This is a genomic window from Marinifaba aquimaris (assembly GCF_013328345.1).
GTDB lineage: Bacteria > Pseudomonadota > Gammaproteobacteria > Enterobacterales > Alteromonadaceae > Marinifaba > Marinifaba aquimaris.
Map to the genome: position 1 here is coordinate 20526 of NZ_JABULX010000038.1, position 16021 is coordinate 36546.

At 40.3% G+C, this 16021-nt stretch carries 15 protein-coding genes; 4 read left to right on the forward strand and 11 right to left on the reverse strand.

The window, feature by feature from the left end:
* Positions 1-79 precede the first annotated feature (79 nt).
* A complete protein-coding gene (locus HR060_RS17350) occupies positions 80-1264 on the forward strand; it encodes a cyclic di-GMP phosphodiesterase (RefSeq protein WP_174201549.1) in 1185 nt (394 codons plus the stop codon).
* A gap of 9 nt (positions 1265-1273) precedes the next feature.
* On the opposite strand, the gene HR060_RS17355 is transcribed toward HR060_RS17350, so the two are convergent.
* The 6 genes from HR060_RS17355 to tkt form a co-directional block, all read right to left on the reverse strand.
* Entirely contained in the window at positions 1274-2203 is a 930-nt protein-coding gene (locus HR060_RS17355; RefSeq protein WP_174201550.1) for a DUF481 domain-containing protein, read from the reverse strand.
* Positions 2204-2374: 171 nt separating this feature from the next.
* Positions 2375-3412, reverse strand: a complete 1038-nt coding sequence (gene fba, locus HR060_RS17360; protein ID WP_174201551.1) for a class II fructose-bisphosphate aldolase — start codon at positions 3410-3412, stop codon at positions 2375-2377.
* Positions 3413-3650: 238 nt separating this feature from the next.
* Complete coding sequence (locus HR060_RS17365; RefSeq protein ID WP_174201552.1) at positions 3651-4220, reverse strand: hypothetical protein; 570 nt, start codon at positions 4218-4220, stop codon at positions 3651-3653.
* 452 nt (positions 4221-4672) lie between these two features.
* A complete protein-coding gene (locus HR060_RS17370; protein WP_174201553.1) occupies positions 4673-5848 on the reverse strand; it encodes a phosphoglycerate kinase in 1176 nt (391 codons plus the stop codon).
* A 58-nt stretch (positions 5849-5906) separates the two neighbouring features.
* The gene (gene epd, locus HR060_RS17375; protein WP_174201562.1) at positions 5907-6926 is read right to left on the reverse strand and encodes an erythrose-4-phosphate dehydrogenase; all 1020 of its coding nucleotides are present in this window, start codon (positions 6924-6926) and stop codon (positions 5907-5909) included.
* Between the two features lie 70 nt (positions 6927-6996).
* The gene (gene tkt, locus HR060_RS17380) at positions 6997-8988 is read right to left on the reverse strand and encodes a transketolase (protein ID WP_174201554.1); all 1992 of its coding nucleotides are present in this window, start codon (positions 8986-8988) and stop codon (positions 6997-6999) included.
* 373 nt (positions 8989-9361) lie between these two features.
* Here tkt and HR060_RS17385 point away from each other — a divergent pair, with 373 nt between their 5' ends.
* Together HR060_RS17385 and tdh are read left to right on the forward strand one after the other, a co-directional pair.
* Complete coding sequence (locus HR060_RS17385) at positions 9362-10552, forward strand: glycine C-acetyltransferase (protein ID WP_174201555.1); 1191 nt, start codon at positions 9362-9364, stop codon at positions 10550-10552.
* A 29-nt stretch (positions 10553-10581) separates the two neighbouring features.
* Complete coding sequence (gene tdh / locus HR060_RS17390; protein ID WP_174201563.1) at positions 10582-11607, forward strand: L-threonine 3-dehydrogenase; 1026 nt, start codon at positions 10582-10584, stop codon at positions 11605-11607.
* A 54-nt stretch (positions 11608-11661) separates the two neighbouring features.
* Here the strand turns inward: tdh and HR060_RS17395 are convergent, their stop codons facing one another.
* The 4 genes from HR060_RS17395 to udk all read right to left on the reverse strand — a co-directional run bounded on the left by HR060_RS17395 (position 11662) and on the right by udk (position 14366).
* Positions 11662-12855 (reverse strand): sugar ABC transporter substrate-binding protein, encoded by a 1194-nt coding sequence (locus tag HR060_RS17395; protein ID WP_174201556.1) that lies wholly within the window; start codon positions 12853-12855, stop codon positions 11662-11664.
* Positions 12821-13201 carry a GFA family protein gene (locus HR060_RS17400; RefSeq protein ID WP_174201557.1) on the reverse strand — a complete coding sequence of 127 codons (381 nt, stop codon included), beginning with the start codon at positions 13199-13201 and terminating at the stop codon, positions 12821-12823. Before HR060_RS17400 ends, HR060_RS17395 begins: the two co-directional genes overlap by 35 nt.
* A gap of 87 nt (positions 13202-13288) precedes the next feature.
* The gene (locus HR060_RS17405; protein ID WP_217434968.1) at positions 13289-13591 is read right to left on the reverse strand and encodes a DUF5665 domain-containing protein; all 303 of its coding nucleotides are present in this window, start codon (positions 13589-13591) and stop codon (positions 13289-13291) included.
* A 133-nt stretch (positions 13592-13724) separates the two neighbouring features.
* On the reverse strand, positions 13725-14366 hold the full coding sequence (gene udk / locus HR060_RS17410) for a uridine kinase (RefSeq protein WP_174201558.1): 642 nt from the start codon (positions 14364-14366) through the stop codon (positions 13725-13727).
* Between the two features lie 256 nt (positions 14367-14622).
* On the opposite strand from udk, the gene metK reads away from it, so the two are divergent.
* On the forward strand, positions 14623-15774 hold the full coding sequence (metK, locus tag HR060_RS17415; RefSeq protein WP_174201559.1) for a methionine adenosyltransferase: 1152 nt from the start codon (positions 14623-14625) through the stop codon (positions 15772-15774).
* Between the two features lie 38 nt (positions 15775-15812).
* Here the strand turns inward: metK and HR060_RS17420 are convergent.
* A partial coding sequence (locus HR060_RS17420; protein WP_174201560.1) for an integrase core domain-containing protein occupies positions 15813-16021 on the reverse strand: 209 nt, incomplete at its 5' end.

A 16021-nucleotide genomic window follows, 5' to 3' on the forward strand; every position in this document is an offset into this window, starting at 1 on the left:
TTTTCTATTTTTCCCAACAGATTGAACATGCTTTGCTACATTTAAAATAAACCCATCTTTACTGACCATTGAGGTAAATATGCAACAAAGAGTCGACATTGAGCAATTATCCCCTGGAATGTATGTTATGGAAGTCACCAAACAGTCAGGTGATATAAAGGTCAGTTCAAAAGGTTGGGTTAAAACACAAGTAGCAATAGATGCATTAAAGAAAAAAGGGGTTCAAGAAGTTGTAATTGACCCGGATAAAACCCTCTTTGCAGCAGAAGAAGAAGCGGATGAGCCAATTGAAGAAACACAGATTCAAGCTAAACCCGTTAGCATGGAGCGCGAATTAGGAAAAGCAGCCAAACTCTACAATGAAGCGCAGCAATTACAACAAAAAGCGTTTGAGGACATCAAAGCGGGTAAACCAATAGATATCGAGCCAGTCAAAGCAGTGACTAAAGGTTTGATTGATTCTATTTTTAGAAACCAAGACGCTCTGCTTTGCATGACGCGTATTCGTGAAAAAGACGCATATTTACTTGAGCATTCATTGAACGTTTCGATTTTAATGAGTATGTTTGCAAAACATCTCGAACTTGACAGTGAAACAACTGAACAACTCGCTGTTGGCGCCTTTCTTCATGACATAGGCAAAATATTGATCCCCGATGCCATTCTCAATAAAAAAGGCGCTTTAAATCCTCACGAATTTGAAGTGATGAAAAGCCATGTCGAGCACAGCATTGAAATTTTACAAAAAACGTCCGGCGTATCTGCACTTTCACTGGAAGTAGCTGCACAACATCACGAAAAGCTCTCTGGCAAAGGTTACCCTAACGGCCTTAATGATGAGCAAATATCGCAAGCGGGACGAATGATAGCCATTGTTGATATTTATGATGCCCTAACAGCTGAGCGGGTATATAAAAAAGGGATGACGCCTTCGTCAGCTTTTAAGTTAATGATGACCATGGCAAAACAAGATATTGACCACCAGTTGCTGCAGCAATTTATCAAATCTATTGGTGTTCACCCTGTGGGGACTTTAGTGAAATTATCAAGCGGCAAGCTGGGTATCGTAATCAAATCAAACAATGAGCAACCGTTAAAACCCGTTGTTAAACTTTTTTACCACGCCAAATATGACCATTACACAGACATTAAAGATATAGATTTAGCCAAGCCACATTGCAATGAAGTAATTGAAACCAGTGTCAAACCTGAACAATTTAAAATCGAGCTGAACAAGTTTATGAGAGAAGCCTTACTCAATTAAGTGAAAAGCTTACCAGGTGTAGACAAGTGTTATGCCCGTTTCGATATCTAAATTATCAAAACCATCTTCCACTTCAGAGTTGTGGTCAAATTTGATTGAACCTTTTAATACGAGAGCACCACTAACCGTTGCATTTAGCGAACTAATGGCCACTGTTTTAGTATTGACTTCACTGGCTTCAATTGACAGAGATTGAGTAAAATAAGAAGTATCGGTCAAAGTACGTTCGTATTTTGCAGCGGTAAATAGCTGTAACACAGTACTATGTTCATCTCTGACATAAGTATCACCTGTCACTTCGTCTTCAAATTCTTTTTCTAGGCTGTCGTTTCGAATACCAGGACCAATAGAGAACTCCAATAACGAATCGTCTGATTTCAAATAAATGCGGTTATAACCAAAAGACAAACTCGATTCGTAGTTGTAACTTGAGAACTTATCTTGCTCATAAGAAAAGCGACCAAATACCGCGCGATCAGATTCAGGCATTTTGTAGTTACTTTGTGCGGTTAGCGAAAACTTGTTTTTACTGGTTTTACTCGTCTTGCGCTCGACTTCTTCGCCATCCTCATTAACCACGGTTTCTTCCACTTCATCTTGCTGATAAAGCATGTCAAAAACGAAGTTATTACGAAATCGTTCAGTCTCTATATCTAAAATAGATTTTAATTTACCTAAAGTACTGTTGTTATTGCCTTGGGTATTGATGACCCCAAATTCAGTTGAAGCTCGCCAAGTAGGGAAACTAATCTCCTCTTTCTCTTCTTCAACTTCAACAATTTCAATGATCTCAACGGTCTCTTCTATAATTTCGTATTCACCACAGTCACATACTTTTTGATCAATAACTTTTTCAACAGCTTGATCTTTAGCTGCTTTGTTATCAGATGCTAGAGTTGAGAATGAAACTAAAAATAAAAAAGGGTAAAAATAACGCATAACAGTACCTAATTTGAGATGACGCTATTTTATCCAAGCTTAAAAAAATATGAAGTAGGTTGGTAAAATTAAGTGTAATAGACTGTTAATTATGGCAATTATTTAACCAAATAAGGCTTAAGTGGTTAAAAGTAAACAATTAACCACTCAAAGCTGGCTCTTTTATGTAACTTAATTGTAGAAGTTAACCATTTTTTCTAAACAAATCGGTTTAATTTTATCGGCAAATCCAGCGCTGCCAAAAACAAGAAACCTAGCTTCACAAATATCTGACATCGCCGCCCTAGCCTGTTTGTTATAGCTACGAGGGTCAAATTCACTTGGGTTTTCAGCCATAAATTTGCGAATGGCACCTGTTGCTGCCAATCGAAGATCCGTATCAATATTCACTTTTCTGACACCATGTCTAATACCTTGCTGTATTTCTTCAACAGGGACACCATATGTTTCAGGTATTTCACCACCAAATTGATTGATTATCGCAAGCCAATTTTGCGGTACCGATGACGACCCATGCATCACCAAATGCGTATTGGGTATCGCTTGGTGTATGGCTTTAATTCGCTCGATTGCCAATACTTCACCCGTTGGAGGGCGAGAAAATTTATAAGCACCGTGACTGGTGCCAATGGCAATAGCTAATGCGTCTACTTGAGTCGCTTGAACAAAGCTTTTAGCTTGTTCTGGGTCAGTCAGTAGCTGCTCTTTGGATAATGTACCTTTTGCTCCCACACCGTCTTCTTCACCAGCTTGCATCGTTTCTAACGAGCCGAGACAACCAAGCTCTCCTTCAACAGAAACACCGCAATCATGTGCCATATCAACCACATGACGTGTTACCTCTAGGTTATATTCATAACTGGTAGGCGTTTTACCATCTTCTGCCAAAGAGCCATCCATCATAACGGATGAAAAACCTAATTGAATTGAACGCTGGCAAACACCGGGGGACGTGCCGTGATCTTGATGCATCACCACAGGGATATGAGGATAAGCTTCAATGGCACCAGAAATTAAGTGTTTGAGAAAATCAGCTCCTGCGTATTTTCTCGCACCTGCTGATGCTTGAATGATCACCGGGCTATTGACCTTATCGGCAGCAGCCATGATGGCTTGTACTTGTTCTAAGTTGTTAGCGTTAAATGCAGGAAGGGCAAAATCATGCTCGGCGGCATAATCTAATAGTTGGCGCATACTGATCAAGGCCATGGTGCAAATACTCCTCTTAGGTTTGCAGTAAAAGAATACAGCTAAACTTAGACTCAATAATTGGATTTGCGTGATCAACAACAAATACACATATGGCTAAATGACTGGTAACCAGTAAAGCCAGAAACGCGCCTCTGTAATGAGTTTAGTACAGTGTCAGAAGGCGGAAATACAGCTGGGAAAAAACGTTAGATAAGACTAAGATTGAGAGCTAGCTAATGCTAGCTCAGCAAAATGATTAAGCGCGTTTTTGGCGAAGCGCCAAGGCAAAAATAGCGATTAACATTAAAGATAAATGAGTGGGTGTATTTACCTTTGTAACCGAAATAAGACCAGGTGATACAAAGCTCAACGCATTCATATCGATTTGCCCGCCATTGCCGTCAAAAAATGGGGCTGGACCGAATAAATCAAAACCTTGATCAACAAATAAAACACTATCTCCAGTAGCTAAAATATCAAAACTTAATGATGCGATGTTAAAAGTATTGGTATTGGCACCTGGCGCTAATGCCGCAGCAAAAAGTGTTTCATCAATAAAACCAAGTGCTGATTCATCTAAACCTATGCCATTAATATCAAATAAAGCATCATTAAAATCAATATGAGTAAAATTGAGTATAGCGTTATCCCAACCAGCAAAAAAAGCACCCGCTGATAAGCCATCAGTAAAACCTGAGCCATTAATATCAAACGTAAGCTGGTTGCCTTGTTGCTGGATATTATCAACGAATAAGACTCCCGCATTTGCTTGGATACTGCACAAACAAAGCGATAGCGTACATAACAGTGTTTTTATTATTTTCATTTTAAGTTCCACGTAAATTGCAGCGAGATCAGCTACATTAAAAACAAATTAGGTTGCTACTTAGCGAATTAACTTAATTGAAAGTTAATTCATATAGTGCGGCGAAAAACGTCTACTAAAGATTTAAAGCTAATTGCTTAATTTTTAATAAACTACAGTCGTATTTTGCACCGTCATTCGTTTCAAGCTAATGGCAGAATTGTTAACAAAAATTGGCAATATCTAGAGTTTTAACCTGTAAATCAGACCTTACGAGTTGTAATTAGGTGAGATGGATAAAGCTTTGAATCAAATAATGAAACTGGGTTATTAAAAGACAATAGAAAGCAAGACAATCGTACAATTCGTATATTTAAAGCGATATAGCGTCAATTGTCTTAAAATACGGAAATAAAAAGGCATAAAAAACCTGAGACAAGCTCAGGTTTTTTTCATTTAAAACAATTTGCTGTTTAAGCTTTTGCACGCTCTTCTAAAATAGCAACTGCTGGTAATACTTTACCTTCAACGTATTCTAAGAAAGCACCACCACCTGTAGAGATGTAAGATACTTGCTCAGCTAAATCGAATTTATCGATAGCCGCTAATGTGTCACCACCACCAGCAACAGAGAAAGCTTCAGATTCAGCAATTGCACGAGCAACTGTTTCAGTGCCTTTAGCGAATGCATCAAATTCAAATACACCACAAGGGCCATTCCATAAAATAGTGCCAGCACCTTTTAAAATCTCCGCCACTTTAGCGGCAGTTTCAGTACCGTAATCGATGATTTCTTCATCCGCAGCAATTTCGCTTGCAGCCTTCACTTCAGTTACTGAATTGTGGTTCCAATCACCAAAGCCTTCTTTAGTTGTTGTTACGTCAGTTGCAAACACAACTTCAGTTTCGTTGCGTAAACGCTGGGCTTCAGGGATTAAATCTTTTTCGAATAATGAGTTACCTACCTCGTTACCCGCTGATGCAACGAATGTATTTGAGATACCACCACCAACAACTAAAGTGTCAGAAATTTTTGATAACGCATCTAAAACCGTTAATTTAGTAGAAACCTTAGAACCACCCACTAGCGATACTAATGGGCGCTTAGGGTTGTCTAGCACTTTACTTAACGCATCTAGTTCACCCACTAATAAAGGGCCAGCAGCAGCAACTGGAGCAAACTTAGCCACACCATGAGTTGAAGCTTGTGCACGGTGAGCAGTACCAAATGCATCCATTACAAATACGTCACAAAGTGCAGCTAACTTTTGAGATAAAGCGTCATCATTCGCTTTTTCGCCTTGGTTAAAACGCACATTTTCAAATACAGCGACTTCACCCACTTTAGCTTCGTAACCTTCTAAGTAATCAGAAACCAATGTCACTGGAGCATCTAATTTTTCATTTAGATAAGCAACTACAGGTGCTAAAGACGCTTCTTCAGCAAATTCGCCTTCAGTTGGACGACCTAAGTGCGACATTACCATTACAGCAGCGCCTTTTTCTAATGCTGCTTTAATAGTTGGAATTGACGCTTCAATGCGTACAGCACTTGTGATCTTGCCACCGTCTAATGGCACGTTTAAGTCTTCACGGATAAGTACTTTTTTACCTTGTAAATCAAGGTCTAACATTTTAATTACTGACATTTTCCTTCCTTTATTAGGCTCGCTTATTAACAATAAGCCCGTTAAATTTTTAATACTTTTAATTCTGGTTTTTCGCCATTATCGCTTGGGCGGTATCTAACATTCGGTTTGCAAAGCCCCATTCATTGTCGCACCAAGCTAACACTTTGATCAGTCGTTTATGACTAACTCGAGTTTGAGTGCCATCTACAATACTTGAATGAGGGTTGTGCATGTAATCAACAGAGACCAGTGGTTCTTCAGTATAGTCAAGTACCTGACAAAACTGGGTTTGTGCGGCTTGTTTTAATGTATCGTTCACTTGTTTAAGGGTGACATCGGTTTTTACTGTCACACTTAAATCCATCGCCGTTACGTTAGTTGTAGGTACGCGAACAGCAATCGCTTCAAAACGCTCGGCTAGATGAGGTAATACCCGCTCTACCCCTTTCGCTAACTTAGTATCAATCGGGATAATTGATTGGCTAGCGGCACGAGCAAGTCGAAGATTATCGTGGTAAGCATCAATAACTTGCTGGTCATTCATCGCTGAGTGAATAGTAGTAATGGTTCCCGATTCAACTTCAAAAGCATCGTCCAACGCTTTGATAACCGGAACAATACAGTTTGTTGTGCACGAACCGTTAGAGATCACTCGATGTCGCTTTTCGATACTGTCGTGATTAACGCCATAAATGACTGTTGCCTCGACATTAGAATCGGCGGGGTGAGAAAACAAGACCTTACTCGCACCTTGGCGAATATGGACAAAGCCTTCTTCAAAGGTTTTGAATTGACCTGTACATTCGAAAACGATATCAACGCCTAGGTTATCCCAAGGTAATTGACTCAACCTTTGTTCAGCTAATAAATAGATAAGATTATCGGCTACCTTTAATCTTTCTTTCTCAACGCTGACATCAAACTCAAAACGACTATGTGAAGAGTCATACTTCAACAGGTGAGCAATCGACTCAGCAGGCGCCAACTCATTGATTGCCACAACTTTAATTTTATCTTGCAAACCATTTTCATAAATAGCACGCAAAATACTACGACCGATACGACCAAAGCCGTTAATTGCTACCCGAATGATAATTTTACAACCTTCTTAGCTAAAAAAGACGGGCAAAGCCCGTCTTTTTAAAAGAACTCAATACAAGTTTAGATTATAAACTGTTTGCTGTGTTTACGACATTCTCAACCGTAAATCCGAAGTGTTTAAGTAAGTCGCCACCTGGTGCAGATTCACCAAATGTTGTCATACCAACTACTTTGCCAGCAAAACCAACATACTTGTACCAGTAATCGACATGTGCAGTTTCAATTGCAACACGCTTAGTAACTGAGCTTGGTAATACTGATTCTTTATATTGTGCATCTTGTGCATCAAACGTCGAAGTGCTTGGCATAGATACAACACGCACTTTTTTACCTTGCTCTGATAACGCTTTTGCTGAATCTACCGCTAAACCTACTTCAGAGCCAGTTGCGATTAAAATCACATCAGGCGTGCCTTCGCAATCGACGAGTACATAACCACCTTTTGCAATATTCGCAACTTGTTGGTCGTTACGAGCAAGAGCAGGTAAACCTTGACGACTAAATACTAAAGAAGAAGGGCCATCGCGACGTTCTAATGCAGACTTCCAAGCGACTGCTGTTTCAGTGGCATCAGCTGGGCGCCATGTATCCATATTTGGAGTAGTACGTAAGTTAGCTAATTGTTCAATTGGTTGGTGAGTTGGACCGTCTTCACCTTGGCCAATTGAATCATGCGTATAAACGAAGATGTTTTGAATACCCATTAATGCAGACATGCGAACTGCGTTACGTGCGTACTCCATAAACATTAAGAATGTTGCACCATAGTTGATGAAACCACCGTGCAAAGAAATACCATTCATGATGCCTGACATGCCAAATTCACGCACACCGTAAAAGATGTAGTTACCCGCAGCATCGTCTTGGATGCCTTTAGAGCCAGACCATAATGTTAAGTTAGAGCCGGCTAAATCAGCAGAACCACCCACTAATTCAGGCAGTAATGAACCGAAAGCTTCGATAGCATTTTGAGATGCTTTACGAGAGGCGATGTTTTCGCCTTTGTCTTGGCACTCTTTGATAAAAGCTTGTGCTTTTGCTTCAAAATCGCTCGGTAATTCACCTTTAAGTACACGACGTTCAAATTCGCTTGCTAATTCAGGGTGAGCAGCTTGATAAGCGGCTAGTTTTTCGTCCCAAGCTTTTTCAGCTGCACTACCAGTTTCTTTGGCATCCCATTCAGCGTAGATGTCAGCAGGCACTTCAAATGGTGCATGTGACCAACCTAACTTTTCACGAGTCGCAGCGATTTCATCATCACCTAAAGGCGCGCCGTGACAGTTATGCGTACCTTCTTTATTTGGTGAACCAAAACCAATAATTGTTTTACAACAAATCATTGTTGGTTTATCCGTTACAGACTGAGCTTCTTTGATTGCGGCAGCAATCGCATCAGGGTTATGACCATCAACATCTGCAATAACATGCCAGCCGTAAGACTCAAAACGCTTAGGAGTGTCGTCGCTAAACCAACCTTCAACTTCACCGTCGATTGAGATACCGTTGTCATCCCAAAACGCAATTAACTTGCCTAAACCTAAAGTACCCGCTAGAGAACAAGCTTCATGCGAGATACCTTCCATTAAACAACCATCACCTAAGAAACAGTAAGTGAAGTGATCAACAAGATCATGGCCTTCGCGGTTAAATTGCGCTGCTAATGTTTTTTCAGCAATCGCCATACCTACCGCATTAGAAATACCAGAACCTAGTGGGCCAGTTGTTGTTTCAACACCTGGTGTATAACCGTATTCTGGGTGACCTGGTGTTTTTGAATGTAATTGACGGAAGTTTTTGATTTCTTCAATAGGTAAGTCATAACCCGACAAATGTAATAGCGAGTAGATAAGCATTGAGCCATGGCCATTCGATAAAACGAAACGGTCGCGGTCAGCCCAGTTAGGGTTACTCGGGTTATGCTTTAAAAAATCACGCCATAAAACTTCAGCGATATCAGCCATACCCATAGGGGCACCTGGGTGACCTGATTTAGCTTTTTGAACCGCATCCATACTTAAAGCACGGATAGCATTAGCACGCTCTTGACGAGATGGCATAGTGACTCCTTAACAGAAATTCAGTACAGGCTTAATGTTGCTCCAAATGACAAGGATAAGTGGTAAACAAATTAAGCATTATTTTTTGTCAGCTATTGTTACCCAGCAGCGCACTAGGTGCAAATATTTATCTACAAATACAGGCACTTTTTTCTAATAACAAATAACTAACAAGTGATTTTAATGTTTGACAATTCTAGATGCAGGTGAACCAAACGAGCAACAACGCAACTGCAGTATTCTTAATGCAGATTGTGTACGAAGTTATTGCCACCTTTACAGTTGAAATTAGGCACAAGTTAACGCCCTGAACTAGCCTTAATTTTAGCGGTAGTTATCCTTTCGTTCATACACTATAAAAGGCACTATTAAGATGACTCAAGCATTTTATCAACATATCCAAAACCAAATAGCCGATGTAAAAGCGGATGGTTTGTATAAGAGCGAACGTCAAATAAGTTCTGCTCAAAAAGCTGAAATTCAAGTAAACCAAAACAAAGTAATTAACTTTTGTGCCAACAACTACTTGGGTTTAGCCAATCATCCTGAGCTAATTGCAGCTGCGAAACAAGGTTTAGATCAATATGGTTTCGGTATGGCTTCCGTTCGCTTTATTTGCGGTACACAAGACCAACACAAGGTTTTAGAACAAAAGTTATCTGAGTTTTTAGGTATGGAAGATACCATCCTTTATTCATCTTGTTTTGATGCCAATGCAGGCTTATTCGAAACCATCTTAACGAAAGAAGATGCCATTATCTCAGATGCACTCAACCACGCTTCCATTATTGATGGCGTACGCTTGTGTAAAGCGATGCGTTTTCGCTATGGCAACAATGATATGGCTGAGCTTGAAGCACAATTAAAAGCGGCCGATGAAGCTGGCGCTCGATATAAACTCATTGCTACCGATGGCGTCTTTTCTATGGATGGCGTTATCGCTAACCTTCCTGCTATCTGTGACTTAGCCGAAAAATACAATGCGCTTGTCATGGTTGATGATAGCCATGCTGTGGGTTTTGTTGGTGATAAAGGTCGTGGTTGTCATGAGTATCATCAAGCAATGGATCGCGTTGATATTATTACCGGTACTTTAGGTAAGGCACTTGGCGGAGCATCTGGCGGTTTTACTGCCGGTAAAAAAGAAGTGATTGATTGGCTACGCCAACGCTCTCGACCTTATCTATTCTCTAACTCATTAGCACCAGCGATTGTCAGTGCCTCGATAAAAGTGCTCGATATGCTAAGCGATGGGGATGAATTAAGAGCCAAGTTAAATCAAAACAGCCAGTATTTTAGAGAAAAAATGACCGCAGCAGGTTTTACATTAGCTGGTGCTGATCATGCCATTATTCCAGTGATGATTGGCGATGCAAAATTAGCCTCAGAAATGGCTGACAGGTTAATGACATATGGCATTTATGTGATTGGCTTTTCTTTCCCTGTTGTTCCTAAAGGACAAGCACGTATCCGCACACAGATGTCTGCGGCCCACTCAATTGAAGATATTGATCAAGCTGTAGCTGCATTTACCACAGTTGGTAAAGAATTAGGAGTGATCTGATGCCATTAGATAACGCATTACCAACAAACATGAAAGGCCTCGCAAAGCTACACCGCGAGCCTGGTATTTGGATGACAGAAGCTGAGCTACCTGAGCTGGGGCACAATGATCTGTTAATTAAAATTCGAAAAACAGCCATCTGTGGCACCGACTTACATATTTATAAATGGGATGAGTGGTCAGAAAAAACTATCCCAGTACCTATGATTGTTGGCCATGAATACGTAGGTGAAGTGGTAGGTATTGGCCAAGAAGTTCGAGGGTTTAGCTTGGGCGATCGGGTATCAGGTGAAGGGCACATTACCTGTGGCCATTGCCGAAACTGTCGAGCGGGTCGCCGCCATTTGTGTAGAAATACAACAGGGGTAGGCGTGAACCGCCAAGGTGCATTTGCTGAGTATTTAGTCATTCCTGCTTACAATGCATTTAAACTACCAGATGAGATCAGCGATGATTTAGCATCCATTTTCGACCCATTTGGCAATGCCGTCCACACTGCGTTGTCATTTGACTTAGTCGGGGAAGATGTACTGATCACAGGTGCAGGTCCCATTGGTATTATGGCTTGTGCCGTAGCCAAACACTGTGGTGCTCGAAATATAGTGATCACCGATATTAATGATTACCGTCTAGATCTGGCTAAAAAGATGGGGGCAACTCGCGCTGTAAACGTCACCACGACCAAACTTTTAGATGTTGAAAAAGAACTAGGAATGACAGAGGGCTTCGATATTGGGCTTGAGATGTCAGGTATTCCTGAAGCTTTTTCAGAAATGCTAGATAAAATGAATCACGGCGGCAAAGTAGCCCTTTTGGGTATCCCACCTGAGGACATGGGAATTGACTGGAACCAAGTCATTTTTAAAGGTTTAGAAATAAAAGGAATTTATGGCCGAGAGATGTTTGAAACCTGGTACAAAATGGCCAGCTTGATTCAATCAGGTTTAGATCTAAGCCCCATCATTACTCACCACTTTAAAGTCGACGACTTCCAAAAAGGCTTTGATACTATGCTATCAGGCCAATGCGGTAAGGTAATTTTAGACTGGCAATAATGCCAGTCTAAGTTCAGCGACTTTCAGGTCATTTAAGAATATTTAGGAATAGGTTTACTGCTTAGCAGGGGCCATATGAGCAATGTTTTTCTCTGCCAATGATTGCATAAATTTGGCGGCCTGCTCTGCGCGCATTTGTCCACCGCCAAAGCGATTAAAACCTTTTTCCATCGCCGACCAAACAGGCCACATATATTCATCACTGGGCATTGCAATAGACTGCTCAAGCGCTTGAACTATAGCCATAGCATCAAGGCTTTTATCCTGTTTTATTTTTTGCCATACGCGCTTATTAGACGGTAAATTGCCCATTTTTAGCCAAACATCAAATTGGAAAGATTCAGACTGTACCAAATCAATCAAGGTTTTATATTCTGGTTGTGACTGATAAGCATTATTTGCAAATGCCAATACCAGTGAAGAGTAATAAGAGCGCATCGGCTTGCCTTTTATTGTCGGTAAGACGGCAACACCAAGGTTGTCTCCTAATTCGGCTTTTAATTGCTTGTAGCTCCATACACCGTTAATAAAATAAGCCGCTTGTTCACTAACAAATGAGTGATAAGCACAGTGGTAGTTACATCGGCTATCTATCAAACCATCGTTAACTTGCTGCCATACAAATTCTAATGCTTGAACCATGGCGCGATTATTGAGGTTTGGCTGACCTTTCAAAGTAGGCTGACCATCAAATGCCGTTAAAAAAGGGACAAACCAATACATTTCGCTTATATTCCAGCTAATTAACCTAACCCCTTCAGGTAAAGGAACGACCTGCTCTCTTAACAGCTGCCAACTGCTTGCGGCCTGATTAATATACTTTTTGTTGTAGTAAAGTAGTAAGTGGTTTCCTCGGGTAATGGGCACACCGTAAGACACATGTTTGATTCGCCCCAATGCAAGTGCTTTTTCAGATATATCAGAGCTGATTAACTCTGTAGGAATTTCACTAAAGTTGACATAATCAACCAAGCCTAAATGGTCCGCAGGAAAAATATTCACCAAAGACTGAATGCCTCGGCTGCGTCTCAAACGTTTTTTTAATTCAGATTGTTCAGCCCAAATTGCATCTATTGCGAGTTGCTTTTGCTTAGTGTGATAGGTAAGTAGTTGATCAAATTCAATATTGTTATGAGTGTAAGTTAATTTTAGTGGTGTAGTCGCGTTAGCAGCAAAAGCTAACAGAGTGCAGATTAATAAAGCGCGAATAACATTAAATACGACTTTTATGTGCCAGAGATGCTGCATTATCTTCCCAATTTTGACCATCAAATTTATTGATATTGACAATAGGCGGCTGTTTATCCAAACACCTGAGGTTAACATCGACACCATCTGGGTTTGAGCGTGGTATATAAAAAGATTTTACTCCACATTGTTTGCAGAAGTAGTGTTTCGCGACTCCGGTATTAAATGTGTAACAACTAAGATTATTTTTTGGAGTCAGCAACCTAAAGTGTGCTTTAGGAACAATCAAATGCAAAAAGCCTGATTTACTGCAAATTGAACAATTACAATCTTCAACGTCAACTTCATCAGCTAAATTCACTTCAAACCTAACTGATTGACAATGACAGCCACCCAAATACTTCATATTACCAATCTGACTAAATTCAGCTCCGTGTCTAGCATATCGTGCATAACTTTGAACTGGTCAAATCTCAACCAAAGCGTTGATTATTTACCCTTCACTTTGTGGCCTTATTTCTTGTAATAGCTCTTTAACCCATTCTCCAATAATGGGAACAAACTCAATTTGCGACAGTAAAAAGACCACTACAGATAAGACCGCGGTTGCACCAATTACACTCCCCAAACCAAATGCCATGCCTTTAAGCAGCTGAAAAACAATTAATTTCGGTAAAGAGTTATAGGCTTTAATCAACTTATGCTGATTCAACTTCCCAACTTCACCTTCAATATTCGATAACGCCTGTAATATGTGTTCTTTATCTGACGTGCTGATATTTTCTTGCTCAGACATACGTTTTCCCTTTCAATTTATCAGCCTAACTTAATCTAATGATTAGATGCGAACAAATAAAACACGTCGAAAAATAGGAATTTTCTGATTAATTATAAACGCAAAAAATAGTCAGCACTGACTCGTTAGTCATTTATTGCAGCAAACCAAGAATATGACCTTTTAGTAGCTCCTTCGCCATGCGGTTTTCTCCACCTCGGGTAACAATAACATCCGCATTTTCTCGGCTCGGTTGAATAAATTGAAAAAACATCGGTCTTACACTGGTCAAGTACTGCTGCATAATCGAATCTATATCTCGCCCCCGTTTTGCCATATCCCTTTTTATTCTCCGCATTAAACAAATATCGAGAGGCGTATCCATAAACACCTTAATATCAAACTCAGTCAATAACGCTTCAACAGCCAGTAATAAAATACCTTCAACTACAATAACGCAGCTCGGCTGAACGGTTTGAGTTTGTGTACTGCGGTTATGCGCTTGATAATCATATACCGGCATGGCCACTTCTCTTCCAGTTTTAAGTAACTTTAAGTGTTTGATAAGTAGAACATGATCGAAAGCATCTGGATGGTCGTAATTGATTTGCTTTCGCTGCTCAAGTGACAAATGGCTTTGGTCTTTGTAATAAGCATCTTCTCGTAAAACCGATATGCACTGCTGACCCATTTCTTGATTACACTCAGCAATGATTGCATCTGTTAACAGTGTTTTGCCCGATGCCGAAGCGCCCGAGATAGCGATGATGGTTACTTTGTTACTATTCAATACCATAACTCTTTGCTCTTTTAGTAAAAAGCTAGCAGGCAATGGTACTTTGAGCCATCGAGATATGACGAATAACAGCGAAAAAACGCAAAGTAGGCGTTGCAACAAACCTTTACATTAGACGTTTAGACGTCTAGACGTAAAGACTTGCATATGACAAATAAACGACTAAAATACACAACTCTTAAATGACTCTAACCCGCAGTTAAAACCTTACTCTAAAGAAGTCTCTTTTAGCTGCATGCCAATGAGGATTACTATTATGGCTAAACACTTATTTACTTCTGAATCAGTATCAGAAGGTCACCCGGATAAAATTGCCGACCAGATTTCTGATGCCGTACTTGATGCCATCTTAGAACAAGATCCTAAAGCGCGTGTTGCGTGCGAAACATACGTTAAAACAGGTATGGTTATGGTAGGCGGTGAAGTCACGACTTCTGCTTGGGTAGATATTGAAGAGATCACCCGCAATACCGTCCGTGAAATTGGTTACACTAGCTCAACAATGGGTTTTGATGCTGATTCATGTGCTGTATTAAATACAATTGGTAAACAATCACCTGACATTAACCAAGGTGTTGACCGCTCTCGCCCAGAAGATCAAGGTGCAGGCGATCAAGGCTTAATGTTTGGTTATGCATCAAATGAAACTGATGTATTAATGCCAGCCCCTATTACTTACTCTCACCGCTTAGTAAGGCGTCAAGCTGAAGTACGCAAAAATGGAACTTTAGATTGGTTACGTCCTGATGCTAAATCACAAGTTACTTTCGCTTATGAAAACGGCATTATCACTGGTATTGATGCAGTTGTATTATCAACTCAACACAGTGAAGACATTTCTAATGCAGATTTACGTGAAGCAGTAATGGAAGAAATCATTAAGCCAGTACTGCCAAGAGAATGGTTAAACGCAGATACACAATATCACATCAACCCAACGGGTAAATTTGTTATTGGTGGCCCTATGGGCGATTGTGGTTTAACTGGTCGTAAAATCATTGTAGATACGTACGGTGGTATGGCACGTCACGGTGGTGGTGCTTTCTCTGGTAAAGATCCATCAAAGGTTGACCGCAGTGCCGCTTATGCTGGTCGTTACGTAGCGAAAAACATTGTTGCTGCAGGTCTTGCCGATCGTTGCGAAATTCAGGTTTCTTACGCAATTGGTGTTGCCGAGCCAACTTCAATCAGTGTTGATACATTTGGTACAGGTAAAATCGACGATGCTAAATTAGTACAAATCGTACGTGATAACTTCGACTTACGTCCTTATGGCATCTTAACTATGTTAGATTTAGAAAAACCGATTTACCAAGCAACAGCTGCTTACGGTCACTTTGGCCGTGAAGAGTTCCCTTGGGAGAAAACAGACAAAGCAGAAGCATTAAAAGCCGCTGCTGGTTTATAAAATCTGACCCATCCTAGTATGGGTTGACACTTTTTTGATTAAAACGCCTGATGAATTTCATCGGGCGTTTTGTATTTTGAGGCCGAATGTGGCCTTTGTTGATTATATAAATCGACTGATTGTTTTACCATTTTCCTTGCCTCATTTAGGTTATTTGGTTTCATTAACAAGTATTCGTTTTTAAGAATACCGTTTACTCTCTCAGCCAGTGCATTTTGATAGCAGTCATAACCATCTGTCATTGAAC